The organism is Pseudoalteromonas sp. TP27, from assembly GCF_056470645.1.
Genome location: NZ_JARDAK010000002.1, coordinates 381,449 through 406,789, shown reverse-complemented (window position 1 = coordinate 406,789; position 25,341 = coordinate 381,449). Strand labels below are relative to the sequence as shown.

Below are 25,341 nucleotides of genomic sequence, written 5' to 3'. Positions count from 1 at the left end.
TTCTTGGGAGAGAAGGGTGACGGAAAGTAAAATTCTTATAATAACAAGTAGTTATGATAAAACATGTAATTATCTTGTAGATAAATATAGAAATTTTAAATTTTTTCGTCTTGATGTAGATCGATTTTCTGAATATCAGATTACATTTACTCAGCAAGGATTTGAGATTAGGAATTCGACAGAAAATATAACTAGTTCATCCTGTCATTCTATATATTTTAGAAAACCATCAATGGAAAATTTGCATGGTATTTTTGAAAATAAATACCATGGTTACATGCATAAGGAAACTTACAGTTTCATTGAAGGAATAGCTGAGAGCTTTAGTGGACTTGTCCTTTCAAAACCATCAATTATGCGTAAGGCTAATAATAAGGTATACCAAGCATCATTGATCAGTAAAGTAGGCTTTGTTACTCCCACGCTTTCAATCACTAATTCAAGTACAGCTCTAGATCAATTTACAAGCCGAAAAGGTGTTATAAAACCTATAGCTGTAGGTGAAGTCAGCTCTGGATCAGTCAAAGAGTATGTACAAACAAATATGATTGATCCATCTATAAAGACAGATTTATTTCATTATTCACCGGTATACCTGCAAGATTACATCGATAAAGACTTTGAGGTGAGGGTTACTGTAGTAAATGAATTAGTTTTTTCTGTAAAAATAAGCTCTGTGAATAACGTTGATTGGCGCAAGCCAAACAATAAAGTTAAATATTCTATTTATCAAATCCCAGATCAGATTAAGCAGCAGTGTTTTGAGTTTATGAGGCTTTGCGGTATGAAGTTTGGTTGTTTTGATTTTATTATCAAAGATGATCTTTGGTTCTTTTTGGAAATGAATGCCAATGGTCAGTGGGCATGGTTAGAGTTTGAAACAGGTTTAAATATTTCAGGTGCTATTATTGATTTTCTCGCAGGGAATTCAGGAGATTTGAGTGGAGATTAGTAAGAGAACGATATGGCAAAAGTTAGGCTTATTTATTTGTAATATTCTAAACTTTTTGCCCGTACTTCATCTATCAAGAGATGAAGATTTTGATTCAATTAGTCAAATTAATGATTTAAGGTTTTCACTTATTGCAATACCGTTAGGTGATTCATACTGGTATTTCGCTACCTATAGCCCTTCAACAAAGTTTAGCTTATTTGAACTTCTAGAGATTCATGAAATTCAACCAAAAAAAACAAAATCTGAGTTGAGCGAATTAGTCAATTCTTTAGATCAACTACCCGACGATAATGGAAATAATGAGCTCAGATTGGAGTTTTTAAAACACAAGCATGATCAGTGTCAGGCTAGTATCAATATCCTAAATAATAAAGTAAATAACTACATAGCAATAGCACTTGTTTATACTGGTTTTATAGCTTTTTTGTTTCAATCATGCTTGAAGTTTTCAGCACATCCACTAAGTTGGTTGTTGTGGTCACTGTTGCTTCTTTCAACTTTATCTTTATCAAGTCTATTAATTTTATTGCGTAAGTATCTTAAAGTAAAAGGTGCTCATAAGAGTAAGTTTGGTGAGTTTAAAACTAAACCGAGCTGGCTCTTATTTGTAAAGGGAGTTTACCTTGATTGGCAGAGCGCTCAAGATGAGCAGTTAGCTTCTGCAACACTAGTTAAAAATATAGAAAAGCAATTTTTTAGAAGCGTTTCTGTCAGCTTTTTACTGCTCTTACTTGTAACATATTTACCATTTAGTTCAGACTTTGATTTAATACAAAATGATGGAAAAGAAAACTTAAATGAATTCACAATTTTTGATAAACAGGGTAAGTTTTCAGCTATAGAGCTATTACATTTGTCTAAAAAAATCAACTCAAATAGTGATGTTTTATTCATCCTCTCAAAGTCAAACCAAGTTGGAAAGAACTCAATAAAGTTCATTATTAAAGCATTAGAGTTATCTAATAGGTACTCAGTAGTTGAAGTAAATAATGATTTGTTTGACAAAAATATATTACTAGTAAAAATTAAGGAAAATGATGAAACCATACATCATGAACTACAGTGAAGAGCTTCGCTTAATTACTAAATCAAAGCTTAAAGATGATGGCTCAACAGTATTAACATTTACAGTTGAAAATCAAGATCAAGATGAGCTTCATTTAGATTGGACATTACAAACAAATACTACAGAACCAACTGACAATGATTCTATCTTCCTCATTGATGATACTACTATTACGAAAACGTTAGAACCATCAGACAGGGATGAACTTTACTTAGATTCAACACTCCAGACTAGGATTATTGAACCATCTGATCAAGATGAGATGTATCTTAATGATAATTTAGAGTCTAAGCATTAATAGAGAAATGTGGAATGAATAGGGCAAATGTGGCCTGATAGGTTAATATTAACGATAAGTAGAAGCTATGTACCAACAGAAATACTGGAACCAATTAAAAGAATTAAAAGTACATGTTTATTACGTACAGCATTATGCTGTTAAGCAAAGTAAAAATGATCAATATATAAATATGTTTTTGGCGGTGACTTCTTCTTCAAGCATTGCAGCTTGGGCTTTGTGGAAAGAATATCAGTTCATTTGGGCTTTGATTATAGCAATATCTCAAGTTGTGACAGCTATAAAGCCACTATTACCTTATAAAAAAAGACTTATGGCCTTGAACAAGTTGGGGGATACACTATCTTTAATAGCTCTTAGGGCTGAACGTGATTGGTATTTTGTCGCTGAAGGTAAGTGGACAGAAGAGCAAATACATACGAAATGGTCTGAGCTTAAAGAAGACTCATTGGCATCTGAAAATAAATTTTTAGGTGGACTAACTCTTCCAAAAGATACAAGTTCTTTGTCATTAGCTGAAAGAGATGCAGATGCATATTTGAAATCAACTTATTTTAATTAAGGATATTAATGTCTAACTCAAAAGAAAATAATCAACATCAGCCGTATCAGCCAAGCCAAACGAACAAACAATTACCACCATCTAGCACATCTACTCCAATGCCAAAAGTTAAGCCGCCACAACCTTCTTCTGGAAATCAATAAGCTAATTAACCTTATACGAGAAGCTCGTATAAGGTTAATTAGCTTTCAAGAGATTGTTTTTATTTTATATTGATAATTTTTACATAAGATGTGTTATTAGTTTAAGTTATAAATGAACAATTAATTTTTAAATGGATGGCAAGTATGGATACTACTTTGGTCAAAGACATTTTAATGTTTACAGTTGCGCTGTATGGAGCAACCCTCGCAACTTTTACTTACAGGCGAGGTAAGCCTAAATTTGAAATTGACTATAGTGTTGTTTTAATGGCTTTAGAGGATGGCCCTGCAGATGCATTAAAGCTTACTATTTTAAATACGGGACAGACCAGTTGTTTTGTGGAGGGTCTTGGTGTAGTTGGTGAAGATGGAAAATTTTTAGATTTGGAACTGATTTCTCAAGTGAATCGAAGACTGCAAGCTGATTTTAAAGGTAATACGTTGAGTGGTTTTACAGCCACAAACCAAAAATTTAATCTCTTGCACGAAGATAGAGAAGTAAAGCCTAATTCTACATCAGTTGCTTTTCTCAGTTTGAAGGGGAAAAAGGAACTCCTTGATAGTAATAAATCCAAAAAACTATTTATTTTCTTTGAGTCAGCAAAAGTAATGAAAAAAAAAGAAATAGATTTTAAAGACTTAAAATTCTGCAAAACTTAACGAATCAAGAGTGCATTAAATAGTCTGAACTTCTATCTCAAGTAAACCTCAGTAATTTCAGCCCTGAAATGACCTAATTCTTGCGATACAGTTTCGAGAGCAATAGCTCTCGCTAAACCTAAGCTTTTTAGCTCAGCCATTCTCTCTTGCGCGTAGCTATGCCTAAGACCATGCCCGCCATTAGAAAAAAAGAGTGTACGGCTAGATGCTTTTGAGAATGAGCATGACCATTTATGACCACCACCAATATCATAACGTTGCAAATAGTTAATTTCCCTATCACGAACCGTTATAGGCTGTGCTAAGCGCCTTTGCTCTAGCTGTGTAGCTAATGCGTTAGGTATTAATACATCACGGATTAGACCGCCTTTGCCTTTCACTGTATAAACACTACCTTCTCGACCAAGCCATTTGCTGTCTAGCGCTGGACGGCTATCTGCTTTACGATCTGATACTCTGGCAATTGTTAAAAGTTCATGGGCTCTTAATCCTGCTGCGTAGGCTATTTGTGTAGATAAATTATAATTTCTAGTTTGATGTTCACTGATTGCGAGAGCTTGGGCTGGAGTGTAGGCGCGAGACTTTTCGATTATCTCTTTCTCGGATTTTATTACAGTCAGCGTTTCTTTTGGGCTTAGTTTGCCGTTGAGTTTAAACATAGCTTGGATTGCTTGCCGTTCCATATCTAACGTTTTTTGGCCTGCAAACTCACTGCGATAATCAAGGTATTTATAAGCATCCTGAATGCTCATTCCTTGCAGACCATTAATGCCAATATCTTTTGACCATCTAGCTATTTTTATAAGTGCAGTTTTATAATTACGAGCAGTGCCAAGCGATTTAATAATTTTGTGTTGGTATAAGTTTTTAGCTAGCTTTTCTGCTTGCGCTTCAGGCTTTGCGAACTTAGGCATTTTTATCAATCCATCGTTTTACAGTACTCCAGTGTGTTTTTACTCCTTTGCGCAAAAGCCATCGTTGCAAACAAGCAATGCTTGTTGCTTCTTTATGAAGCGCTAGTAGTTTGTGTTTATGAATATCGAGCTTGGATGGCTTAAATCGTTTTTTACTGATTAGCTTTTTTTCATTTTTTAGGCGCAATGCTTCAGCCTTAGCATTAAAGGTCATAGTAACTCTCCAAGGGATTTGTAAGATAGACTGGCTATTAAAGCTCAGCGGCTAATGCCTATTCGCCCCTGTCCAACGCATAGCGTTTGGCTCGGACTGATCTCGCCATTAATTATTTTTGATACGTAAAAGCATCAATATGATCTTCACAGTGAAGTGAAACTTGTAAACCTCGTTACTACGTTTTGAAGGCAGCTGAACAGCGCCTGTATTTTTCTTTGCTCGTTAAGAGCTAAACTAGTTTCTAGATTAGCACTTTTTCAAACCATTTCAATCTGCAAATAAAAGTATGCGTATAACGCCTTATATCCCCAGACCCCGCTATGTGTAAGCCGATTTTAGGCTTCTACATAGCGGGGTCTGGGCAAAGCCCAGTAAAAAGGAGGCGAATTGCTCATGATGCCTCATTTTGAAATGGTTTGAATTACAGGGGAGGGAAGTTTGTCATGCCAAACTTTAATACCTACTTGCTACAGAAATATAAAATTTTTTCTGCGAGTTCATCTTCTATGCAATACAAAAATGCAGTAGGCACCTCTAAAATATGAGCTAATGCTTTAACTGTTTTGAAGTCAGGAGCATGAACACCCTTTTCATATTGGTTCATTCTGGCCGATGCTGCGAACTCATCCATACCAGCTAAGATCCCTAGTTTTTTTTGAGATAGCCCTTTTGCTTTTCTTGCTTCTTTTAATCGTTTTGGGAAAGGGGAGTCATCATTAGTTTTCATTTATATTTATTCTTAACTTGAAAACTAAGAGTTTCTTAGCTTTAATGTGCTTTAGATACTAAGTAATACTTAGCTTTTGAGGTGGTATATGATTTGGAAAGCATTAAAGGTTATTGGTTCGGTAGCCGTGGCTGTTATCTTAGACGTTGACGATAAGTCAGAGGAGGATCGCTTTATTGATGAGTACAGTGATGGCATGGGAAGCGTAAATCATTGTGGGGACGACTATGCTGAACAGGAGGCCAGAGATGCACATGCCCGTGGAGAGCTCTATAAGTGAAAAGTAATATGATTAAGCCTGAAAATAAACCATATCAGCCTGTGCTTGCAGTATTATCAGTACAGCTTTATGGTTGCGAGAAAAGCTATCAACAATTAGCGCTATTAAGTAGCCAATTAAATAACATATCGGAATCTCAGTTAATTAGTTCATTGCTTACCTTAGATTTTATGCTTCATCATTATATAAATGATGAAGGTGAGATTTGGGAGATTCAAAAAGAAAGTTATCAAATGTTTTGTAATCGCTCGGAGTCTTTAAAGATTGTGAATAGTGGTTATTCTGAAAAAGACGTTCAGCATTTTTTTCAATGGATTGTTATGCTTTCCAATTGGGATCATGATTTAAACTTGCCAATCACCTACAGTTTTCATTAAATTTTTAGCTTGAGTTTGGCATGCCAAACTTTAAGCACTCTGTTTTGAGCAAAAATTTAGCCTTATATTATTCGATAAAGTGCTAATTTCCTTCTAAGACCCTTACTTATATCTAACTTTAGATCATCAGACTTACTTTGTATTACCATCTTTTACTATTTTAAAAAAAAGCATCGAAAAATTGACCCCCCCCTTTTTGAGAGTCAGGTTAAGAAATATGTGGAGAATAGGTTATTCCAATAACTAATAGGAATAATAATGAAGATCAAACAACAATTTTATACGCTAGAAGAAGTCGCTGATGCAATGCGTATTTCAAAACAGACTTTATACAATAAGCTTTGCGATAATCGAAAAGGTAAATCAGAGCACCTGCTACCACCATATATTAAACAAGGTGGGAAAACTTTATTCCCAATAAGTGAGTTTCATAACTGGATAAAAGAGCAACCACTGATAAAAAGTGAATCGGTGATGCACCAATGAGTACTGATGATCAGATTGAAGAGATTGTAAAATATTGTCCTTATAAGATGAAAACAGTTGGTTTTTATCCTGCATTTTTAATTGACCCGTGTGTTTTACCTCTTAAAGAAACAGATTTATCTGAGGTTAAGAGCTTCGGAAAATACGCAACAGTCATATTGAAAAGTTCGAAGCCTTTGCCGCATGGGCACTATGCGAGATTGATTATTGCTTACCTAACAACTGAAATTGTCAGAAGACCAGAACTCCCATCTTATGTAATTGCTAACTCGGTAAGTGATCTGTTTAAACGAGTTACTGGGCAAAAGGTAATCTCGGGCGGTACATACGCAAACTTTATGCTTGCTCTTAAGAGAGTATTTGATATTACCTTTACAATTGAACCAACTGAAAAGTCTAAAGATAAATTGAGAAGAAGAGGCTTTTTTGCAGAAGCTGATAACTTACTGGGTGATCAGCATCTAGGCATTTACAACGCAAAATACAAGGAAGTTCTCTATATCCCCTCCAATAGCTTTAAAGCACTTGTAGCCTATAAAAAGGGTATTATTTCAATCGACTTACGTTTTCTTAAGTTTGCTAGGAGTAAAGACATTGTGCTTGCTCATGATTTATACATCTACTTAGTTCGCCGAGGTTATGAAAAAAGTGGAGTTAGTTTCGTGCCGTGGTCCACTCTTCATAAAGATATATTTCCATATCTCAGAAGGCTTGAACTTAGCCGATTCAAACGACGGTTTATACGTGCTTTAGATCTTATTCTTACATGCCATCCAAATGCGGGGGTTTCAATTGACAGTTCAGATCTAGGTATTCTAATAGCTCCCAGCAATAATTTTCTTCGTGGAAAAAATTATACATATCATGAGTAATGAACAGTCTCATTGTATATTGAATAAATTATGTATAAGTAATAATTAGTAACGTCACTCATGAAAAAAAGTTTGTCACTGGTGAACCGCTTTATGTTACTGACGACTAAAAGTTTGTTACTGACGTACAGATGTTTGTCACTTGCGAATAGTAACACCTTTGTAGCCCTTTATTATCAGTGGATGCAGCGTGCTACTTAATAGCTTTAATAACTAAAAAACAAAAAAACTTAATTTAATAGGCACGAATTGTGAATAAAAATTATGTGTATGAAAAGAGCCGCCTTACATAAAAGACGTTTCATCTTCTATAGACTTACTCTGAGTTTGATCACTTGCGAATAACTACTTAAGTGACATAATGAATAGAGATAATTAAGGTTTTATATGACACCAGAAGAACTAGAGCGGCAGGCGATAAGCTATGCTAAAAGTAATAGGACTCGTATAGCTCGCGAGTTAACAGACAAAAACCAGTTTCCTCCCGAAGCAAGACCAGTTTCTGTTTTTATGGCTGGTTCGCCTGGTGCAGGTAAAACTGAAGCTTCAAAAGCCTTTTTGGAAGAAATTGGAGCTGATAATGTACTTAGGCTTGATCCTGATGAACTGAGAGAGCTTATACCTGGTTATACAGGTGATAACTCGTATTTATTTCATCGCGCAGTTTCTTTTATTGTAGAGCGAACACTTGACCATGCGTTTAAAAACAAGCAATCTTTTTTGTTAGATGGGACTTTGGCAAGTTACGATGTTGCAAAAAAGAATATTGAACGCTCTATCCGTAAGGAAAGGCAAGTACTAATTCTGTTTGTATATCAAAAACCAGACCTCGCTTGGGAGTTCGTTGAGGCAAGAGAAAAGCTAGAAGGACGTAGAATTCTACCTGAGACCTTTATTGATCAGTTCTTTGCTTCTCAGGAGGCTATAAGGGAACTTAAGCTCAAGTTTGGTAGTCAAATTCAAGTGGATTTATTAGTTAAAAATAATAAGGGCAAAACACGTTTTTATCACGATAACGTTCAGGCAATAGAGCATCATTTAGATGAAAAATTCACTAGAGAAGATCTGGAGAGCCTGATAGAATCACCATCCAGCTCAAAAAACGAGCTTTAGGAGTGTTTATGTTTTCAAATTTAATTAAGCCAAAGCCAACGCAAAACTCTAAGCTTTCAGATTTTGTGTTAGATTCTAGTTCAAGCGAGAAGAAGCGAGTTTATAGTCAAGTTATTGAGCGCGCTATTACCTCTCAAGTGCAGCTTGTCAATAAAGCGTCTGCAACTCAAAGGTAATTAATGAAAAGTCCCACTAAGGGACTTTTTTAGATTTAAAGTAAACTGATTCAGCATAAATTTTAACTTAGCAAAGCACTCATCAACTCAATCTTTTGTACCTTAGTTAAGTTTGCTAATAAACTTTTCATTTCGGTCATTTTATTTTCTGGCTCTTGCTCAATCAAGCCTGCATATTTTGCGATTGTTTCGGTTACCTTTTCCGCTGGCTCTTTAAGCTCCTCAGCAGTTAAAATTAAATAGCCAGCAGTTACGTCGCTTTTATCTGTAATATGGTTTAGAAGGCGTTTCAGGAGGTAACCTGACACTCCGCTACTCTCAGCCATAGATGTAAATGTTCTGCGTAAATCATGCGAAGTAATTTTTACTCCTGCAATTTGGCATACATGTTTCAACGTTTTTTTAGGATCAGTTAGGTAGCCCTTTTTACTGTTTGTCCCAAAAACATAGTCAGATATCTTATATTCTTTTCGTCGATTAAATATCTCAGTTAATCGATCTGTAATAGGAAACTCGACGTCTAAGCCATTTTTTGTATCCTTGAGGATGAATATCCTATCTTCAAGGTGTACCTGTGACCACTTGAGTTGCAGTAACTCAGATCTTCTCAAGCCTGAAAAGGTCAAAAATTCTAGGTAGTCACAAAAACCTACACGGCTATTTTTACGATATTTAGCAGCTTCATTTCTGACTTCATATAATGCATCTATAAATGGTTTTAGTTGTGATCGGCGCAGACGTGTTGTTTTACGCTTTATATTATTCCAGTTTCGTTTTTCAGAAAGTACACTTACAGGGTTTTCTGGAAATAATGTTCGGCCTTCTGAAGACTTATATTCAGCTTTAGCAAAGTTAAATAAAGCACGCATTAGGCGCATGGTATAATTTGCTTGAGCAGGGCTTCTTGAGGTTATTTCTCGCTGGCGCTTTAAAATCATTGTTTGATTTATATCGGCTAGGCGCTTGTTATGCCAATCAGGTAGGTAGCAATCTATTTTTTGTTGATAACCTCTTACAGTTATAGGCTTAAGATCTCTAGATTCAATATATGACTCAAAGGCTTCTTTCAGAGTAATAGAAGCGGCTCTAAATTGGCGCTTAAGATCGTTTGGGTTTATACCCTCAGCAATATCTGCCATTACTTTTTTAGCCATTCGCCTTGCATCATCAAGTGTAATTGATGGAAAGTACCCAAGGGTGACATTAATAGGGGTTTCTCTTCCTGGTATCTTTTTATAAACTCTAAATGACTTCTTACCTGCTACGCTCACATCTAAAATGAGTCCTGACAATAGATTGTCATAATAGCGAGTGCGTTTACCGTTTGATTCTATCTTTTCAAGCGACAATTCTGTGAAGCGAAATTTTGTGTCTGACATATGGTGCTACCTCTGTGCTACTTTGAACGTAAAATTTAACGTTTTGAAATACATAATGATTTATGCATCAGAGGTGAGTTTTATTCAATAACCCTATGATATAGCTATGAAAATTAGTAAATAGTTATATCAAAAAGTAACTCGTAGTAAGTCCTTGTTTTGCAACTCATAATCGTTAGGTCCCCAGTTCGAGTCTGGGAGGGGCCACCACTTTTCAAAGCTTTCTATTTTTTATTTCCCCCTATTTTTATTAAATTTCAACTTCAAAAATTAAAATGATAAGTTTCAGTCATGGCCATTGTTATAAATTAATTGGTTTGCGTACTTTTGTGTTTGTATTTTAGTATTCGAGAGGGGTAGCTGTATTTGCATATGAAGGTTTAAAGAGGCTGATAATTAGCCTCTAGCAATAGCTGCCAGAGGCGTTAGGTATTTATACCAATCCGCAATAATACTTAATCATTTTGCGGGGGCTGAACGTGTCGCTACCTGCGTTAAAAAATTCTCATTTACGACTGCATGGATGCAGAAGGTAGAGCAATGCAGGAGCAATTGCCGAGAGCAACTAAATAGCGATTTTTCCTAGCTATCAACACGTTTTTCAGTCTCAAAATAGATCACTTAATTAAGCGAATTGGTATTAATTAACTTGGTACTTACTGTTAGTACGAATGTAGATAGTTGCAGGCTTGTCGTTATTCATTTGGCTTTCAATAACAATACGGCGATAAGTAATACTGTAAATGTGCGGTGGAAATTTAAACCCCTTTTTAAAGCTAACTAGCATACCTGTACTGCATCTGCTGTGTGGTTACCCAAAATAACGGCTGCACCTGAACTCTTATCGTTACCGAGCGGGTTGAGGCTGTCGCATCAATATCGTTAACGTCAACTTCTTTTGATGTGCTTTGCTGTACGAAGAATGGTGATGGTCTAGAGGCGACTACAAGTATAATTGCTGATACACGAAGAGCAGCAGTCAATTAGCGGCGAAGTGCGTATGGCGATATTTTCAGAAATAGTCCGTGGTTTAATGCGTGTTTTACTTAATAACATTATGGATAAATACTGTTAGGTTTCACTGCGCTTGCAAGTCAGTAATAGCCGTACTGATAGTGCTGATGGGCAATTACTAAAGAAGCAGCAAAAGAGCTAAATTTACACGGGTTTAAAATTTACAACATCCCTTATATCTTATGCGCTTACCCAAGTTACATTGCTAAGCATGATAAGCCGTTAACTATGGTGATATAGCCTGGTGTTGGTGTGCTGATTGAGTGGGCATTGTAAAAAATCAGTAATTGATGTAGCTTAATATTTATTAACCGGCAGACTAGGAAGGTTAATGTAGAGTATAAATTTTCATTCACTGAAATGTTGTTAGCACTGCCTAGTAAGCAACTTATTACGCCTAATTTTGTCCCTCTATATTAGCTTTTAATGCAAGAACCCCTCTTTTTTCTCTAATTTTTCTAATTTTTTTAATTATTAGGTTTATTGAATGGTAAAGCCTATATTTATTATTAGCGAGTGTTGATTTGATCTTCTAATAATTTTATAGGTATAGCATGTTATTAAAACAAAAAGTCTATTTAAGTCTCATATTGGCAATTGTAGCGCCGTTGGCCGTTTCTACCTTTTTATTTTCTAATAGTATACAAAGTCACACCGATGAAAAGCTTGCAAATGTTGATTTACCAACCGCTCTAAGTGAAGTAAAAAGTAAAATTGAGCTTGAGTTGTCCACTCCTATCATTGTTGCTAAAGAAATAGCGCAAAACTTATTTGTAAAGCAGTGGCTAGAAAATGGTGAAAATGAGAAGGTAAGAGACAATTATATTGACTATTTAGCCAGCATTAAAAAAGATAATAAAGCTGTGATTGCCTATATTATTTCAAAAAATACCAATAACTATTACACCGATACTGGAATATCTAGGAAAATAGTAAGAAGTGAAGATGTATGGTTTGATCAATTTTTGTCATCGAGCAAAAAGTTTGAAATAGCTTTAGATATTGATAAAGCCACTAACACCATGGTGGTATTTATCAATTATGCATTAGAAATTAACGGCGAGCGGCTTGCTATTACAGGCGTAGGGCGCTCGCTCGATTCGATGATCAGCTTAATTAATGAATATCGTATTGGTAAAGCCGGTGTGGTGTATTTAGTCTCTAACGAAGGTGAAGTAATGCTTCACAGCGATAGAGATAAAATGGGGCAAAAAGTTAATATTAACGACATTAAAAATGGAGCTATCGTTAATAAAAAAATGGGTGATGACGATTATATTGTTTCAAGCACACCAATTGAATCACTCGGCTGGCATTTAGTAGCTGAAATTCCAGAAGAGCAATTATATGGACCTATAAATAGTGCTATTAATAGTAATTTATTATTTGGTGTAATTATTGCCATAATTGGCTTTGTATTAGCGCGGCTATTGGTAGGGCAAATATTTAGGCCAATTAAAAATATAAATAATGCCGTTAATGCGTTAACTAAAAAAGATGGCGATTTAACAGCGCGCCTGCCTACCGAGGATAGCAATGAGATATCAGAACTTGCAGCAAATTTTAACTTATTCTTAGAGCAACTTCATAGCATGTTCAAACAGGTTTCTGATTCGGCAAATCATGTTAAAAGTATTTCTGGAAGCGTACTTGTGCAGGTCCAAGGAGCTGCTAATTTAGCTGAAGTACAGTCGTCAAGTACGCAAACAGTTGCTGCTGCGGTTAATGAAATGGAAGTGACTGTGCAGGACATTTCAAACAGTGCAGATAACGCGTCAAGTATAGCTTCGCTAACCGAGGAAACTACTCTCAAAGGCGTTGATTTTGTAAATAGCACCATTAAGCAAATGGAGCAGTTAGAGTCAGCAATGGCAAGCTCTGTAGCTTCGGTTTTAGAGTTGTCTGGCGAAATAAAATCGATTTCACAGGTACTTGATGTTATCAAAGCGATATCAGAGCAAACTAATCTGCTGGCTTTAAATGCAGCGATTGAAGCGGCAAGGGCGGGTGAGCATGGTCGGGGCTTTGCTGTAGTTGCTGACGAAGTGAGAACGCTTGCGATGCGTACAGCTGAATCAACTGAGAAAATTAATGAAATGATAGAGTCTTTAAACTCTAAAGCCTCGGGGACTGTATCTGCTATAGATCTTGGCAGTAAAAACACCTTAGAAAATGCAGAACGATTAAAATTGACTGGCAGTACTTTAACGGAGATTTCGAAGGAAATTGTCACTCTTAGTGAGTTAAATAGCTCAGTGGCTACAGCAACCAGAGAGCAAACATTAGCCACATCAGAAATTAGTCAAAATGTAGTGATGATTTCTGACTCAGCCGAGCAAACAAAACAAAATATGAAAAACTCAGAAGAGCTGTGCAATGGTTTAAATAAAGAGTCGAACAAGCTCAAAGATTTACTAGGTAAGTTTACGCTTTAGTATAAATTGCAATGAACAAGATGAAGCGCGTTATAAAAATTTATAACGCGCTTTTTAATTAGTTTTTACGGTATATCTCATGCTCAATATCGTAAATGTTTACGCTTAAGCTATCTGAATCGCGACAATACGTTTTTAAGCACGAAAGTAATAGTTCGCTTAGCATTTGCTTTTGCTCAATTGAGCGCCCAGCCAATATATGTACCGCAATATGTATAAACCCTGATTTTCCTGCGCCTAGTTGATATTGCTGATAAGCAATAGCGCGCGTTTTTATGGTTTCTAATTCAAATAAGTTACTTTGGAAGGCGGTGTTGTGGATTTTTTCTACGAGAACTTGTGGTAATACAGGGAGATCTTCTGAGTGTTCAATAATAATATGCGGCATTACAGCGTTTCCTATTATGAGTTACTACTTGCGACGAGAGCCTTATTGTACCAAATACGTCGATACTCGCTAACCCCTCACGACATTAAAATGTTTACTTTAAACTAATTTAGTCGTATTTATTTTTGATGTTAGTATAAAAACAAACAGGTGAACCTTCGCTTAGTAACTTAGCTACTAAGTTACCTATATATTGATTAAGGATAAGTATGAAATTACCACAAAAATTTAAACGTTTAGCGTTACTTGCAGGTGCAGTTGTTACGTTAAGTGCTTGCTCTGATGATGTTGCGTCGGTAAGCCTTGGGTTATTTACAACTAAAGATGTTGTGGTTAATTCGCAGCAAGATCCAATCCTCGAAGGCGTTACTTGTCATATTAGTCATATAGAGGCTAATTTGGACTTTTCAGATCCCTCTGATATGTCTATAGCATGTCGTCAAACGGGGCCTATTACAGCGCAGCAGCTACAAAAAATAGACCGCAGTAAATCAGGTGAAGTGATATTTAAATCATCTAAAAGTATATTATTTAAATCACTAAAAGTGCGCCGTATTTACGATGCTGAAAACCGTACTTTATTGTATTTATCGTATTCAACTAAAGAATCTAGTGGTAGCCACCACCATGCACTATCAACAGTGCCGCTATACAATACTCAAGCGTGGGATTGGGCGCTTACACAAAAAAACTAAAGCAGCACCTAAAGTAACACTTAAACTGAAACCTAAAAGAGCACACTATGTTAGCTTTATTTAAATCAAAGCCATTATTAGAGCAGCAAGAACAGCAATGGCTTATTGATACATTTATTTGGGCCGTAGAAAATTTTGAGGCTGATTTTTTTACTAAGCACACCCAAATAATACTGCCAACAGCCACGTTTTTTCCTGATTCGGTGTCGAGCATTGAAGAGATGGCGACCAACGTTTTTACCCGCGTTACTAATTACGCGGGTATGAATGGATGGCCTATTCAGTTAGTTGCACCTCAGCAATTACAACCGCAGGTTTTTCCGCATTTTGAATTTAGTGAAAAAATACGTGGCGAAGGTAGTCATTTAATTGTGCCGCCAAGCCATACGATTAATATTTCTTTTAATCCAAATCAGATTAATCAACCACAAGATTTAGTAGCAAGTTATGCAGGTACACTGGCAACCATACTTATTCATCATGTTGGTGTATTACCACCTGGAGGTAAAGATTATTTACCACAAGCTGCCGATGCGCTTGCCTGCTTTTTAGGGTTTGGTGTAATGATGAGCAACACGGTGTATCAGTTTAAAGGGGGTTGTGGCTCTTGTTATAACCCATACGCTAATCGTGAAGCTAAGTTAAGTGAAACGCACACGGTATTTATGCATGCTCTTATTAGTTACTTTAAAAATGATAAAGACTCTAAAAAGCACCTAAAGCCGCATTTGCGCGGTCAGTTTAAAAAAGCGCAAAAAGAAATTAAAGCATTGGTAAATAACTCGGCTAACCCGCTGTTATTAGCTTATTCGCCAAACTAGCAAGGATCTGCGTGGAATACTTAGATGAATTTTTACTGATTGTTATTGCTCATTTTTTTGCAGTAGCAAGCCCAGGGCCTGACTTTGCCGTAGTACTTAAGCAAAGTGTGCAACAAGGTAGACGCAATGCATTGTGGACAAGCGCCGGTGTTGGCGCTGCTATTTTACTGCACGTTGCCTATTGCGTTTTAGGTGTTGCGCTTATTTTAACGCAGTCACCTAGTTTGTTTATGGCGCTTAAATATGTTGCTGGTGCGTATTTAGCTTATTTAGGCGTACAAGCGCTTAGAGCGGCAAAACCACCAACAAGTAATCAAGACAATATAGAAACAAAAACGGTAGCCGAAGAATCTGTTTGGCTGGCCTTTAGACGCGGCTTTTTCACCAATGCATTAAACCCAAAGGCCACATTGTTTTTTATGTCGTTATTTACACTCGTGATTAGCCCAACAACACCTACTAGCATACAGGTCGGCTACGGCGTGTACATGGCATTGGCTACTTGGGCGTGGTTTTCAATGTTATCGTTAGTGCTTTGTAAACCGAGTGTGCGCGGCTTTTTTCAAAAAAGTGGTTACTGGTTTGATAGAGGTATAGGTGTAATTTTAATTGCTTTGGCTATTCGCGTTGTTATTTAAGTTATATTTTTAATTAGAGAGTAGGAGATAAAATGCCGTTATATAATTTTTCGTTTGGCTCTAATATGTCATCTAATCGTTTGCTAGCGCGCTTACCCAATGTAAAGCGTGTAGGAACTGCGGTACTTAAAGGCTACGAACTTACTTTTGATATGCTATTTAAAGATGGCTCAGGTAAATGCAGTATTTGCCCAAGCGATAAAGAAGACGCGCTGGTTTACGGCGTTATTTACGAGCTTAATGAAGATGAAAAAGCTATTTTAGATGGTATAGAAGGCGTGGGTTACGATTGCGTAGATATAACCCCAACGCTTTTAAGCGGTGAGACTGTAGCCGCACATTGTTATATAGCTAATACGCACGACAGCGATGTACTCCCATACGATTGGTACATAAAACACGTTCATCGCGGATCACTTGAAGCGGGCGTACCAAAAGAATACAGTGATGCCATTTTAAATCGCGCACAAAAAAGCGATACCAATCAAGAACGCGCAGCCATTGAGTTTGCAGTTCATCAAAAATAATAAAATAGGATTGATATGAAATTAACCAAACTTGCCGCAATTGTATTATTAGCTAGCACTACGTTTAGTAGCTGGGCACAAGTCGATACCAACAAAATTGACGATGCTATTAAAGCGTCAATGGCACGTTTTGACGTACCCGGTATGGCAGTCGCTATTGTTGAAAACGATAAAGTGATATTTGCTAAAGGCTTTGGTGTAACTAACCTTGATACCAATAAAAAAGTAAACAAAGACACCCTATTTGGTATTGCGTCAAACACCAAGGCGTTTACAACAGCAGCGCTAGCTAAGTTGGTTGATGAAGGTAAATTAAGCTGGGATGACCGCGTAATTGATCATTTGCCAGAGTTTAGATTATACGACTCATACGTAACACGCGAAATGCGTATTCGTGATTTATTAAGCCACCGCAGTGGGCTCGGACTTGGGCAAGGCGATTTAATGATTTGGCCAAGTACCGATAAATCAGTTGATGAAATTTTAGCGGGATTACAGTACTTAAAACCGGCTAGCAGTTTTCGCAGCAAGTACGCTTATAACAACTTAATGTTTGTTAACGCTGGCGAAGTGGTTGCCCGTGTATCAGGTATGAGCTGGAACGATTATATCGAAAAAAACATATTACAGCCGCTGCACATGGATAATTCACGCGCGGGCTTTTCACGTATTCCTAAAAGTAATAAAAACTGGGCTACCGGTCATATTCCTATGGATGGCACGCTTCATCCATTTTTTGTTAATTACTTAGAAGATTTTAGAGGCGCAGGTGCCATTGCTTCAAGTGTAAGTGATATGAGCCAATGGCTTCGTACGCAGTTAGCGGGCGGAAAAATGCCAAATGGCGAGCAGCTGTTTAGCGAAAAGCAACAAGCGCAAATGTGGCACCCACATATTACGTCTATGGCGTCTAAAAGCGCGTTTGAGTCGTATCATCAGCAGTTTAGAGGTTATGGATTAGGTTGGAGTATTGAGGACTATCACGGCTTTAAAAAGTTAGGTCACGGTGGTGGTATTTTAGGAATGGTATCGCAAGTTACTTTATTGCCTGAGAAAAAGCTCGGTATTGTTATTTTATCTAATCAACAAGCTTTTGGTGCGCTTTCGGCAGTAACACATGAAGTGCTTGAAGGTGCGCTTGAGCTTGAAGATAAAGACTGGGTAGAGGATTTAGCTAAAAGCCATTTCGAAGGCAAACAGCAAGCATACGCTAATGCAAAACCAGAAGCCCCCGCTGACTACCAACCGCAATTACCAAACATTAATTACACTGGTACATTGCACGATGATTGGTACGGCGATGTAATTATTGAGCAGCTTGATAGTAAATTGCATATTGATTTTACGCACACTAAGCGCTTAAAAGGCACACTTGAGCATTACACCGGTAATACATTTATTGTTAAGTGGGACGAAAAGCTACTTGAAGCGGATGCGTTCATTACTTTTGATATGAGTACTAAAAATAGAGTGAACAGCGCTAAAATGCGCGCAGTATCAACACAAGTAACCGACTTTAGCTTTGACTTTAGAAACCTACATTTAAAAGCAAAATAGCTAATATTGATATTTAAAGTACCGATATTTAAAGTATCAATATTTAAAGTATCGATATAAACCAAAGTCGCAAAGCCACCTGTCGGTGGCTTTGTTATATTAAACACTCAATTTACTTTGGCTAGGAGCATTTTATGCGTACTGCAGTTATTTCACACCCTCATTGCCGTAAGCATAAAATGATAGACGATCATCCCGAGTGCCCAGAGCGCCTAGATGCAATTACCGACCGATTACTTGCAAGTGGTGTAGATGTTGGCTTAACACACCTACAAGCGCCTAAGGCTGAGCGTGATCATTATTTATTAGCCCATGATGAAGCGCTCATTAAACACGTAGAAAACACGCTACCAACCGAAGGGCTCGCTAATTTAGACGGCGATACGTGGTTGTGCCCCGATTCGTTTAAAGCGATTGAGCGTGCAGTAGGTGCCGGGTTGTTAGCGGTTGATGAAATACTTGCCGATAAACTCGATGCTGCTTTTTGCTCAGTACGCCCACCAGGGCATCATGCTAATAAAGATTCATCATCTGGGTTTTGTGTGTTTAATAACTTAGCTATTGCCGTTAAGTACGCTAAAAGCAAAGGGATTAAGCGCATTGCGATTGCTGACTTTGATGTACACCATGGGAATGGCACTCAAGACATTTTTATTGATGACGAAAATGTACTGCTTTGTTCGTTATTTCAGTATCCGTTTTATCCAAATACAGCGGTTAAAAATAATAGCCATATCGTTAATTCACCTCTGCCAATTGCCAGTAATGGCGATGACCTAAAAGAGGTGTTTACTGGGCAATGGTTACCAAAATTAAAAGCGTTTAAGCCTGAATTACTTTTTATAAGCGCAGGGTTTGATGCCCACCTAGAGGACGACATGGCAAGCTTAAAGTTTGTAGAGGATGACTACATTTGGCTGACCGAGCAGCTATGTAAAGTAACAAAAGAGGGCGGATGCAAAGGTGTTATCTCGTATTTAGAAGGTGGCTATGCGCTATCAGCGTTGGGTCGCAGTGCTGTAGCGCATATAAAAGTGCTTACTGAGCTTTAAAGAGGGCTTTATAACCCTAGTAAATCAAACGCCTGGGTTGTGCTTAGGGTTTTAATTTTACCAAGGCAACATTGCCCTTCATTTAATAAGTAAGCTGTAACCAGCAGTGCTAGCTGCTCGCCACTCAGAGCAGGGCAAGCAATACCTTGTAAATTAAGATAGTCACCTTGCTTATTAAGTACTCGCACATCACTTAGTTCACTTTGCATGACACTGTGTAAGCACTCTTGTTGCTCTTCTTGGTTATGGGCTATTTCAAGCTCATTATAAATAACCAATAACTGTGGGTAGCTGTTTAACATAGCACTTTAGCCTACCGTTACTTCGTAAGACGTAAATTTACGAATATTAATAACGCCTTTTTCAAAAATTAAGTATTGGCCTTTAATGCCTTGTAAAACACCGCTTACAACAGGGTCTTTATCAAAGTTAAATGAGCTGATTTTTGTTGGGTACTCGGTTACTGGGAAATCTAAATCAACCACATCTTCATCAAGTTGTTCTATTGCTGTTGCGCCAAATAACTCACTTAACTCGTTTAGCTTTTCACTAATTTGTGGGATCAGTTCGGCTGCAGCGGCTTTTAAGTCAATTGCTTCGTTTTGACCTTTTAGCATATTGCGCCAATTAGTTTTGTCGGCAATAAATTCAGCCAATGCAACTTCCACTAAACCTGATTGCAGGCGAGTTTGCACTTTAAAAATAGGCAATGCTTGAGTCGCACCCTGATCAACCCAACGAGTCGGTATTTGTGTGTGGCGAGTAATGCCCACTTTTAACCCTGAGGTATTAGCGAGATATACATAGTGTGGGATCATGCAGTTCGCTTCGCCCCATTTTGGCTCTCGACAGGTGCCTTGGTCGTAGTGACAGGTTTCTGGTTTCATAATACACATATCGCAACTAGCGAGCTTGCGCATACATACAAAACAGTGACCTTGAGAATAGCTTTTTTTAGTTTTTTTACCGCAGTTAGAGCATAAAATAGTGCCGCTAAAGGTAAGTGTAAGTTCTCTACCTATAAATGCATTTAAGTCTACTAGGTGTTCACCTACAGGTAAGTGGTATTGTACTGGCTCGGTTAAGCTCGATTTTAGTTTACGCAATGTGCCTTGCATCTTTACTTGGCCCCTAAAGATGTTAAAAAGAGGAGTCTAACATTTTTAAGCTATATTGGCTTTTTAAGAAGTATAAATAGTCGGTGTAAGGCAGTGCTTTTGCGTATAAATAACCTTGGGCGTTATCAGCGTTCATATCTTTGAGTAAGTGATGAATCTCTTGGGTTTCTACTCCTTCAATTGTTATTGATAAATTAAGGTTATGCGCCATATCAATCGCTGTTTGTACAATAACTTGGTGAGTTGGGTTATTAGGTAAATCAAAAACAAACGACTTATCTATTTTAAGCTCACTAAAGTGATAGTTAACTAAGTAGCTAAGTGACGCATAGCCGGTCCCAAAGTCATCCAATACCACTTTAATACCTAATGCTGTTAACTCATCGACTAATTTTATAAGTGCATCTTGGCTGTCTACAAAGGCAGATTCGGTTAGCTCAAATTTAAGTAAGTAAGCTGGCACTTGGTATTTAATTAAAATGTTTTCTACTTTTTCGGCTAAGTTATTTATAGTTAGATTTTTAGCACTCAAATTTACACTAATTGTATGCTCGTTATAGCCATTTTTTATAAGCTCAACTATGTCTTTACAGGCTTGCTCTATTACCCACAGTGTTAGCTCGTTAATAATACCAGTGTGCTCAGCAAGTGTTATCAACTCTTCTATTGATAAGTTACTGTAAGTTGGGTCTGGCCAACGTAATAAAGCCTCAGCACCACTGACTTGGTTACTCAATAAATTAATTTGAGGTTGGTAGTAAAGCGCTAGTTGATTTGTTTTGATAGCTTGTTGCAACTTAGCCGCTAAAGTAACATCCATCATCAGGTTGTTTTTGCTTGATGATGAGCCCACTTGGTTAAGTTTACTTTTAGCCTCTTTAAGCGCTAAATAACCACGCTTTAGCCAGTATTCAAAATCGTTACTCTTACCTGCATTACTAATTCCTATGCTGTAACTAAGCTGTAAGTTCAGCCCTTTAATTTCATATTGTTTTGGTAGGCTACTAATTATTTTAGTCAGTAGTGTTTCTAGCATTTCTTGGTTTTGTGTTTTAGTAGAAATGCAGGCAAATACGCCACTGCTTAAATCGGCTAAACGTGGACTGGTGTTTAAATCTGTTTCGAGGTTTGTAAATTCGCGTTCATGGCTCAGTTCTAATTCAAGCTCTTTGGCCACATGCTTTATAAGTGTGTAGCCTTGAGATGAGGTAATAATAGTATTGAGCGAATTAAAGTGACGTATTTTTATTAAACACAAAGTTGTTGAGCGATTTTGGCTTTGTAGGGCCATAAATGCTTGTTTTAGCTTTGAGCTATTAAGTAATCTTGTTTGTTGTGTGTGCGTGGCATGGTAAAGCGCACGTTCGCGCTGATACCTTACTCGGTCTGCTAGTGCCATGGCCATTAAAATAACTTCGCACAAAATAGCGACTAAAAACGCATGGCGTGTAGTAAAGGTATACGGTAAAAAACCGGTGAGTTCCATAGGTTGAATTAACGCACCAATTATTAGCGGTATCCATGAAAAAACATAAAACTTAGCCCATCTAAAGCCACTGCGTAACTTGTTATATATTAAAATAATACAGGTAATATAAAGCAGTGCCATCACACCAAAAAATATAGGCGCCGCTATGTTTTCAGAAATAAACAAGCTACACACAGCAAGAATAAACATAAGCCAAAGTAAGGTTATGCTCATTTTATAGCGCCAGCATTTATCTTTATGATAGCGTAAAAACATGGTGCAAAAGGCAAGGGTAAAAAAGGCGACTCCGTAATTACTAAACACGACTTGCTCGTGAATAAATAGCTGCCATTGCTTAGGCCATAAATAAAAGCCAAAGCCTAATACGGCTCCCATTAGCGTTATAGCGCTAACTATGTAACCAATATAAATTAAATAAACACGGTCCTTTATACCAAAGTAAAGCACCAAATTATAAAGCGCAGCCATTAATAGGACACCTACAAAAATCCCCCAGATCCCCGTTTGAGAGCGAACTAAATCAATAAACTCTTTATCACGATATAAGTTTACAGGTGTTTTACTTATGCCAATGGTGTCTATTTTCATTACCAAACGCTGTGAAGATCTTCTCTCTACCAAAAAACGAATATGCGGCACGCTATATTCAAATAAAGAGAGGCCTTCCTCTTTATCGCCTAACTTGTATGTTTCAATTAGTTTATTGTTTTTATCAAGGCGATAAACCGTAAGATGGTCCACCATAGGGTTATCAAAGTGTGCTACAACATTTTGCTTATTAAGGCTTTTATTTTCTAAATCAAGAAATAACCAATAGTTTTGCTGGCTAAAACTCCATGGAACATCTGAAAATGGTTGATGGGTAAGTAGTTCAGGTTGGTTAATAATAGTGTTGAATGTTTTAGTTTTGGTTTCGTCAATATAGTAGGCGTAATCGAGGTACATTGGAGCCGTTTTATCAATTGTATATCGTGTAGGCACGACTAAGTTTGATGCCAATGTACTGATTATAAAAAATATAAATATCAGTATGGCAACAGCAATTGAATGATAGCGTAAAGTTCTTAGTTCCAACGTTTGTGTACTTTTAAAAAACCTTTTAATTAGTGTAGCACTAAAAAAGCGCAGGTAAACTGCGCTTTTTTAGTTAAATTAACTGGTTATACCAATGAATAGGTATTATAGACTATTGCTCGCGTGCAATAGCACGGTAAGCTATATCTGTACGATATTCCATACCATCCCAGCTAATCTCTTTAACAAGCTCATAGGCACGCTGCTGCGCTTGCGTAACAGTGTTACCTAGTGCTGTTGCGCATAATACGCGACCGCCTGCGGTTACAACGTCATTGCCACTTTGCTTAGTACCTGCATGAAACACTTTTTCACCTGCAGGGTAATCAACTTTTAGTCCCGAAATTGCATCACCTTTAGGGTAATCACCAGGGTAACCTTTAGCTGCAAGTACAACACCCACAGCTGCGCGTGGGTCAAACTTAATCGTTGTTTTATCAAGTTCTACACGGTTAGCAGCCTCAATCAATTCAACTAGGTCTGATTGCAAACGTAGCATCATTGGTTGAGTTTCAGGGTCGCCAAAACGACAGTTGTACTCGATTACTTTAGGGGTACCTGTTTCGTCAATCATCAAACCTGCGTATAAAAAGCCGGTGTACGGATGGCCTTCGCTTGCCATGCCTTCTACCGTAGGGTAGATCACTTCATTCATAATACGCTGGTGGATTTCATCAGTAACGACTGGCGCTGGTGAGTATGCACCCATGCCGCCTGTGTTAGGGCCTTCATCGCCATTGTAAGCGCGTTTATGATCCTGACTGGTTGCAAAGGGTAATACATTTTTGCCATCAACCATTACAATGAAAGACGCTTCTTCACCGTCTAAAAACTCTTCGATAACAACACGACTTCCCGCATCGCCAAACGCATTACCCGCAAGCATATCGCGAATAGCATCTTCAGCTTCACGCTCGGTCATGGCGACAATTACGCCTTTACCCGCAGCTAAACCATCTGCTTTTACAACAATTGGCGCGCCTTTTTCTTTTAAATAAGCAAGGGCAGGGTCAATTTGTTCAAACGTTTGGTAATCGCCTGACGGAATATTGTGGCGTGCTAAAAAGTCTTTAGTAAACGATTTAGAGCCTTCAAGCTGGGCTGCACCCGCTGTAGGGCCAAAAATAGCCATGTTATGTTCACGAAACTTATCAACAACACCCAGTACTAACGGTATTTCTGGACCTACAATAGTAAGCTCTACATTGTTTTGTTGTGCAAAACTAAGTAGACCCTCTAAGTCGTCAACGTTTATTGCTACGTTTTCAAGTTTTGGTTCAAGTGCAGTACCTGCATTACCAGGGGCTACAAATACAGTATTTACTTTGGTGTTTTGAGCGGCTTTAAACGCAAGAGCGTGTTCGCGGCCGCCGCTGCCAATGACTAAAACATTCATGGCGAAAATTCCTATTTAAAGCGGTTTCTTAAATTTCAGCGTCATGCGGTCGCTTTCACCAATGGCTTTATATTTGTCGGCATCTTGTTCGCCGAGTCTTAAGCTTGGTGGTAGCGTCCATACACCCTTAGGGTGATCGGCTGTATCTTTTGGATTTGCATTTATTTCACTGCTTGCTACTAATTCAAACCCAGCTTGTTTAGCTAGGTCGACTACGTAGCTCTGCTTCATGTAACCTGTTGTTTTTTGATCTTCGTCAGCACGTTCTTCAGCTAAACGGTGTTCAACTAAACCTAATGTACCACCTGGTTTAAGGGCTTTATAAAAAGCTTGGAATGCACTTAATGCACCGCTTTTATCTTTGCCCATATACCAGTTATGTACATTACGGAAAGTTAAAACCATATCGGCGCTGCCAGCTGGCGCAATATCTAAATGTGTTACAGGTGCAAACTCAGTAATTTTAACGCTACTAAAGCGCTCATCTTCAGCTACTTTTTGTTTAAAGCCTGCAAGAGAGCGTTGGTAGTAGCCAACTGATGAATCAGCAGGAAAGTGCGCGGCATAATAAGTGCCTTGCTCTTTTAGTGCTGGCGCTAAAATTTCACTATACCAACCACCGCCTGGCGCAATTTCAACAACTGTCATAGTTGGTTTAAAGCCAAAAAATGCCAATGTTTGAGCCGGGTGACGATATTCGTCACGAACGCTGTTTTTAGCGCTACGTTCACTTGATTGAAGTGCATGCTCAAGGCTCGATTCGTGGTTATGGCTTAGAGCCATCGTCGATGTCATCGTTAGTGTGGCTACAAGTAGCGATTTTAGCGCAAATTTCATTGTTTGTTCCTTCACATTATAATTTTAAATAGGTTATTGAATAATCAGAATACGTGAATTTATAGCAAACAAAAA

Annotated in this window: 30 protein-coding genes; 19 read left to right on the top strand and 11 right to left on the bottom strand. The window is 37.7% G+C overall.

From position 1 onward, the window contains the following. The first annotated feature begins 16 nt into the window (after positions 1-16). From PX700_RS04165 to PX700_RS04140, 6 genes are all read left to right on the top strand, one after another. Positions 17-952, top strand: a complete 936-nt coding sequence (locus PX700_RS04165) for an MvdC/MvdD family ATP grasp protein (RefSeq protein WP_479519945.1) — start codon at positions 17-19, stop codon at positions 950-952. Then, on the top strand, positions 942-2,021 hold the full coding sequence (locus tag PX700_RS04160) for a hypothetical protein (protein ID WP_479519944.1): 1,080 nt from the start codon (positions 942-944) through the stop codon (positions 2,019-2,021). Before PX700_RS04165 ends, PX700_RS04160 begins: the two co-directional genes overlap by 11 nt. Beyond that, positions 1,993-2,319 (top strand): hypothetical protein, encoded by a 327-nt coding sequence (locus tag PX700_RS04155; RefSeq protein WP_479519943.1) that lies wholly within the window; start codon positions 1,993-1,995, stop codon positions 2,317-2,319. Before PX700_RS04160 ends, PX700_RS04155 begins: the two co-directional genes overlap by 29 nt. A 67-nt stretch (positions 2,320-2,386) precedes the next feature. Further along, on the top strand, positions 2,387-2,881 hold the full coding sequence (locus tag PX700_RS04150) for a hypothetical protein (protein WP_182820085.1): 495 nt from the start codon (positions 2,387-2,389) through the stop codon (positions 2,879-2,881). Positions 2,882-2,889: 8 nt separating this feature from the next. Further along, entirely contained in the window at positions 2,890-3,024 is a 135-nt protein-coding gene (locus tag PX700_RS04145) for a hypothetical protein (RefSeq protein ID WP_259401975.1), read from the top strand. A gap of 144 nt (positions 3,025-3,168) precedes the next feature. Beyond that, positions 3,169-3,684 carry a hypothetical protein gene (locus PX700_RS04140; protein ID WP_182820086.1) on the top strand — a complete coding sequence of 172 codons (516 nt, stop codon included), beginning with the start codon at positions 3,169-3,171 and terminating at the stop codon, positions 3,682-3,684. 32 nt (positions 3,685-3,716) lie between these two features. Here PX700_RS04140 and PX700_RS04135 read toward each other — a convergent pair whose 3' ends face one another. From PX700_RS04135 to PX700_RS04125, 3 genes are all read right to left on the bottom strand, one after another. After that, the gene (locus PX700_RS04135) at positions 3,717-4,598 is read right to left on the bottom strand and encodes a site-specific integrase (protein WP_479519941.1); all 882 of its coding nucleotides are present in this window, start codon (positions 4,596-4,598) and stop codon (positions 3,717-3,719) included. Then, positions 4,591-4,812 (bottom strand): hypothetical protein, encoded by a 222-nt coding sequence (locus PX700_RS04130; protein ID WP_182755711.1) that lies wholly within the window; start codon positions 4,810-4,812, stop codon positions 4,591-4,593. The genes PX700_RS04135 and PX700_RS04130 overlap by 8 nt, the downstream gene beginning before the upstream one ends. 463 nt (positions 4,813-5,275) lie before the next feature. After that, positions 5,276-5,542, bottom strand: coding sequence for a helix-turn-helix domain-containing protein (locus PX700_RS04125; protein ID WP_101162788.1), 267 nt, complete (start codon positions 5,540-5,542; stop codon positions 5,276-5,278). 88 nt (positions 5,543-5,630) lie between these two features. Here PX700_RS04125 and PX700_RS04120 point away from each other — a divergent pair, with 88 nt between their 5' ends. The 6 genes from PX700_RS04120 to PX700_RS04095 all read left to right on the top strand — a co-directional run bounded on the left by PX700_RS04120 (position 5,631) and on the right by PX700_RS04095 (position 8,846). Further along, positions 5,631-5,822, top strand: a complete 192-nt coding sequence (locus PX700_RS04120) for a hypothetical protein (RefSeq protein WP_479519940.1) — start codon at positions 5,631-5,633, stop codon at positions 5,820-5,822. Then, a complete protein-coding gene (locus tag PX700_RS04115; RefSeq protein ID WP_479519938.1) occupies positions 5,819-6,199 on the top strand; it encodes a hypothetical protein in 381 nt (126 codons plus the stop codon). The genes PX700_RS04120 and PX700_RS04115 overlap by 4 nt, the downstream gene beginning before the upstream one ends. Positions 6,200-6,457: 258 nt before the next feature. After that, entirely contained in the window at positions 6,458-6,685 is a 228-nt protein-coding gene (locus PX700_RS04110) for a helix-turn-helix transcriptional regulator (protein WP_008138913.1), read from the top strand. After that, complete coding sequence (locus tag PX700_RS04105; RefSeq protein ID WP_479519937.1) at positions 6,682-7,557, top strand: hypothetical protein; 876 nt, start codon at positions 6,682-6,684, stop codon at positions 7,555-7,557. Before PX700_RS04110 ends, PX700_RS04105 begins: the two co-directional genes overlap by 4 nt. A 387-nt stretch (positions 7,558-7,944) precedes the next feature. Continuing rightward, positions 7,945-8,670, top strand: coding sequence for a zeta toxin family protein (locus PX700_RS04100; RefSeq protein WP_479519936.1), 726 nt, complete (start codon positions 7,945-7,947; stop codon positions 8,668-8,670). A gap of 8 nt (positions 8,671-8,678) precedes the next feature. Next, on the top strand, positions 8,679-8,846 hold the full coding sequence (locus PX700_RS04095) for a hypothetical protein (RefSeq protein WP_008136936.1): 168 nt from the start codon (positions 8,679-8,681) through the stop codon (positions 8,844-8,846). Between the two features lie 62 nt (positions 8,847-8,908). Here PX700_RS04095 and PX700_RS04090 read toward each other — a convergent pair whose 3' ends face one another. Both PX700_RS04090 and PX700_RS04085 read right to left on the bottom strand, forming a co-directional pair. Then, positions 8,909-10,225, bottom strand: coding sequence for a tyrosine-type recombinase/integrase (locus PX700_RS04090; RefSeq protein WP_197185559.1), 1,317 nt, complete (start codon positions 10,223-10,225; stop codon positions 8,909-8,911). Positions 10,226-10,865: 640 nt separating this feature from the next. Continuing rightward, a complete protein-coding gene (locus tag PX700_RS04085) occupies positions 10,866-11,012 on the bottom strand; it encodes a DUF4437 domain-containing protein (protein ID WP_479519935.1) in 147 nt (48 codons plus the stop codon). A gap of 781 nt (positions 11,013-11,793) precedes the next feature. On the opposite strand from PX700_RS04085, the gene PX700_RS04080 reads away from it, so the two are divergent. Beyond that, positions 11,794-13,674, top strand: coding sequence for a methyl-accepting chemotaxis protein (locus PX700_RS04080; RefSeq protein WP_479519933.1), 1,881 nt, complete (start codon positions 11,794-11,796; stop codon positions 13,672-13,674). A gap of 58 nt (positions 13,675-13,732) precedes the next feature. On the opposite strand, the gene PX700_RS04075 is transcribed toward PX700_RS04080, so the two are convergent. Then, positions 13,733-14,062 carry a 5-carboxymethyl-2-hydroxymuconate Delta-isomerase gene (locus PX700_RS04075; protein WP_166421783.1) on the bottom strand — a complete coding sequence of 110 codons (330 nt, stop codon included), beginning with the start codon at positions 14,060-14,062 and terminating at the stop codon, positions 13,733-13,735. Between the two features lie 209 nt (positions 14,063-14,271). Here PX700_RS04075 and PX700_RS04070 point away from each other — a divergent pair, with 209 nt between their 5' ends. The 6 genes from PX700_RS04070 (at position 14,272) to PX700_RS04045 (ending at position 19,352) form a co-directional block, all read left to right on the top strand. Then, a complete protein-coding gene (locus tag PX700_RS04070) occupies positions 14,272-14,757 on the top strand; it encodes a CreA family protein (RefSeq protein ID WP_197111571.1) in 486 nt (161 codons plus the stop codon). Between the two features lie 47 nt (positions 14,758-14,804). Then, positions 14,805-15,578, top strand: coding sequence for a hypothetical protein (locus PX700_RS04065; RefSeq protein WP_479519932.1), 774 nt, complete (start codon positions 14,805-14,807; stop codon positions 15,576-15,578). An 11-nt stretch (positions 15,579-15,589) separates the two neighbouring features. Continuing rightward, positions 15,590-16,216, top strand: coding sequence for a LysE family translocator (locus tag PX700_RS04060; protein WP_479519931.1), 627 nt, complete (start codon positions 15,590-15,592; stop codon positions 16,214-16,216). A 32-nt stretch (positions 16,217-16,248) separates the two neighbouring features. Further along, positions 16,249-16,743: a gamma-glutamylcyclotransferase family protein gene (locus tag PX700_RS04055; RefSeq protein WP_479519930.1), complete on the top strand. Its 495-nt coding sequence runs from the start codon at positions 16,249-16,251 to the stop codon at positions 16,741-16,743. A gap of 15 nt (positions 16,744-16,758) precedes the next feature. Next, the gene (locus PX700_RS04050; protein WP_479519929.1) at positions 16,759-18,300 is read left to right on the top strand and encodes a serine hydrolase; all 1,542 of its coding nucleotides are present in this window, start codon (positions 16,759-16,761) and stop codon (positions 18,298-18,300) included. Positions 18,301-18,434: 134 nt separating this feature from the next. After that, positions 18,435-19,352, top strand: a complete 918-nt coding sequence (locus PX700_RS04045) for a histone deacetylase family protein (protein ID WP_479519928.1) — start codon at positions 18,435-18,437, stop codon at positions 19,350-19,352. A gap of 8 nt (positions 19,353-19,360) precedes the next feature. On the opposite strand, the gene PX700_RS04040 is transcribed toward PX700_RS04045, so the two are convergent. The 5 genes from PX700_RS04040 to PX700_RS04020 form a co-directional block, all read right to left on the bottom strand. Next, a complete protein-coding gene (locus PX700_RS04040) occupies positions 19,361-19,654 on the bottom strand; it encodes a hypothetical protein (RefSeq protein ID WP_479519927.1) in 294 nt (97 codons plus the stop codon). 6 nt (positions 19,655-19,660) lie between these two features. After that, positions 19,661-20,470: a DUF2797 domain-containing protein gene (locus tag PX700_RS04035; protein ID WP_479519926.1), complete on the bottom strand. Its 810-nt coding sequence runs from the start codon at positions 20,468-20,470 to the stop codon at positions 19,661-19,663. Between the two features lie 22 nt (positions 20,471-20,492). Next, positions 20,493-23,033 (bottom strand): EAL domain-containing protein, encoded by a 2,541-nt coding sequence (locus PX700_RS04030; protein WP_479519925.1) that lies wholly within the window; start codon positions 23,031-23,033, stop codon positions 20,493-20,495. Between the two features lie 112 nt (positions 23,034-23,145). After that, positions 23,146-24,429: a phosphoribosylamine--glycine ligase gene (purD, locus tag PX700_RS04025; protein WP_479519924.1), complete on the bottom strand. Its 1,284-nt coding sequence runs from the start codon at positions 24,427-24,429 to the stop codon at positions 23,146-23,148. Positions 24,430-24,444: 15 nt separating this feature from the next. Then, positions 24,445-25,266: a class I SAM-dependent methyltransferase gene (locus PX700_RS04020; protein WP_165727128.1), complete on the bottom strand. Its 822-nt coding sequence runs from the start codon at positions 25,264-25,266 to the stop codon at positions 24,445-24,447. Positions 25,267-25,341: the final 75 nt, after the last annotated feature.

Coding starts and splice junctions, on each gene's coding strand:
- PX700_RS04130 (WP_182755711.1), bottom strand. CDS start 4,812: ATGACCTTTAATGCTAAGGCTGAAGCATTGCGCCTAAAAAATGAAAAA.
- PX700_RS04150 (WP_182820085.1), top strand. CDS start 2,387: ATGTACCAACAGAAATACTGGAACCAATTAAAAGAATTAAAAGTACAT.
- PX700_RS04055 (WP_479519930.1), top strand. CDS start 16,249: ATGCCGTTATATAATTTTTCGTTTGGCTCTAATATGTCATCTAATCGT.
- PX700_RS04120 (WP_479519940.1), top strand. CDS start 5,631: ATGATTTGGAAAGCATTAAAGGTTATTGGTTCGGTAGCCGTGGCTGTT.
- PX700_RS04045 (WP_479519928.1), top strand. CDS start 18,435: ATGCGTACTGCAGTTATTTCACACCCTCATTGCCGTAAGCATAAAATG.
- PX700_RS04040 (WP_479519927.1), bottom strand. CDS start 19,654: ATGTTAAACAGCTACCCACAGTTATTGGTTATTTATAATGAGCTTGAA.
- PX700_RS04145 (WP_259401975.1), top strand. CDS start 2,890: ATGTCTAACTCAAAAGAAAATAATCAACATCAGCCGTATCAGCCAAGC.
- purD (WP_479519924.1), bottom strand. CDS start 24,429: ATGAATGTTTTAGTCATTGGCAGCGGCGGCCGCGAACACGCTCTTGCG.
- PX700_RS04095 (WP_008136936.1), top strand. CDS start 8,679: ATGTTTTCAAATTTAATTAAGCCAAAGCCAACGCAAAACTCTAAGCTT.
- PX700_RS04050 (WP_479519929.1), top strand. CDS start 16,759: ATGAAATTAACCAAACTTGCCGCAATTGTATTATTAGCTAGCACTACG.
- PX700_RS04065 (WP_479519932.1), top strand. CDS start 14,805: ATGTTAGCTTTATTTAAATCAAAGCCATTATTAGAGCAGCAAGAACAG.
- PX700_RS04125 (WP_101162788.1), bottom strand. CDS start 5,542: ATGAAAACTAATGATGACTCCCCTTTCCCAAAACGATTAAAAGAAGCA.
- PX700_RS04080 (WP_479519933.1), top strand. CDS start 11,794: ATGTTATTAAAACAAAAAGTCTATTTAAGTCTCATATTGGCAATTGTA.
- PX700_RS04090 (WP_197185559.1), bottom strand. CDS start 10,225: ATGTCAGACACAAAATTTCGCTTCACAGAATTGTCGCTTGAAAAGATA.
- PX700_RS04100 (WP_479519936.1), top strand. CDS start 7,945: ATGACACCAGAAGAACTAGAGCGGCAGGCGATAAGCTATGCTAAAAGT.
- PX700_RS04085 (WP_479519935.1), bottom strand. CDS start 11,012: ATGCTAGTTAGCTTTAAAAAGGGGTTTAAATTTCCACCGCACATTTAC.
- PX700_RS04140 (WP_182820086.1), top strand. CDS start 3,169: ATGGATACTACTTTGGTCAAAGACATTTTAATGTTTACAGTTGCGCTG.
- PX700_RS04035 (WP_479519926.1), bottom strand. CDS start 20,470: ATGCAAGGCACATTGCGTAAACTAAAATCGAGCTTAACCGAGCCAGTA.
- PX700_RS04020 (WP_165727128.1), bottom strand. CDS start 25,266: ATGAAATTTGCGCTAAAATCGCTACTTGTAGCCACACTAACGATGACA.
- PX700_RS04155 (WP_479519943.1), top strand. CDS start 1,993: ATGAAACCATACATCATGAACTACAGTGAAGAGCTTCGCTTAATTACT.
- PX700_RS04135 (WP_479519941.1), bottom strand. CDS start 4,598: ATGCCTAAGTTCGCAAAGCCTGAAGCGCAAGCAGAAAAGCTAGCTAAA.
- PX700_RS04075 (WP_166421783.1), bottom strand. CDS start 14,062: ATGCCGCATATTATTATTGAACACTCAGAAGATCTCCCTGTATTACCA.
- PX700_RS04110 (WP_008138913.1), top strand. CDS start 6,458: ATGAAGATCAAACAACAATTTTATACGCTAGAAGAAGTCGCTGATGCA.
- PX700_RS04070 (WP_197111571.1), top strand. CDS start 14,272: ATGAAATTACCACAAAAATTTAAACGTTTAGCGTTACTTGCAGGTGCA.
- PX700_RS04105 (WP_479519937.1), top strand. CDS start 6,682: ATGAGTACTGATGATCAGATTGAAGAGATTGTAAAATATTGTCCTTAT.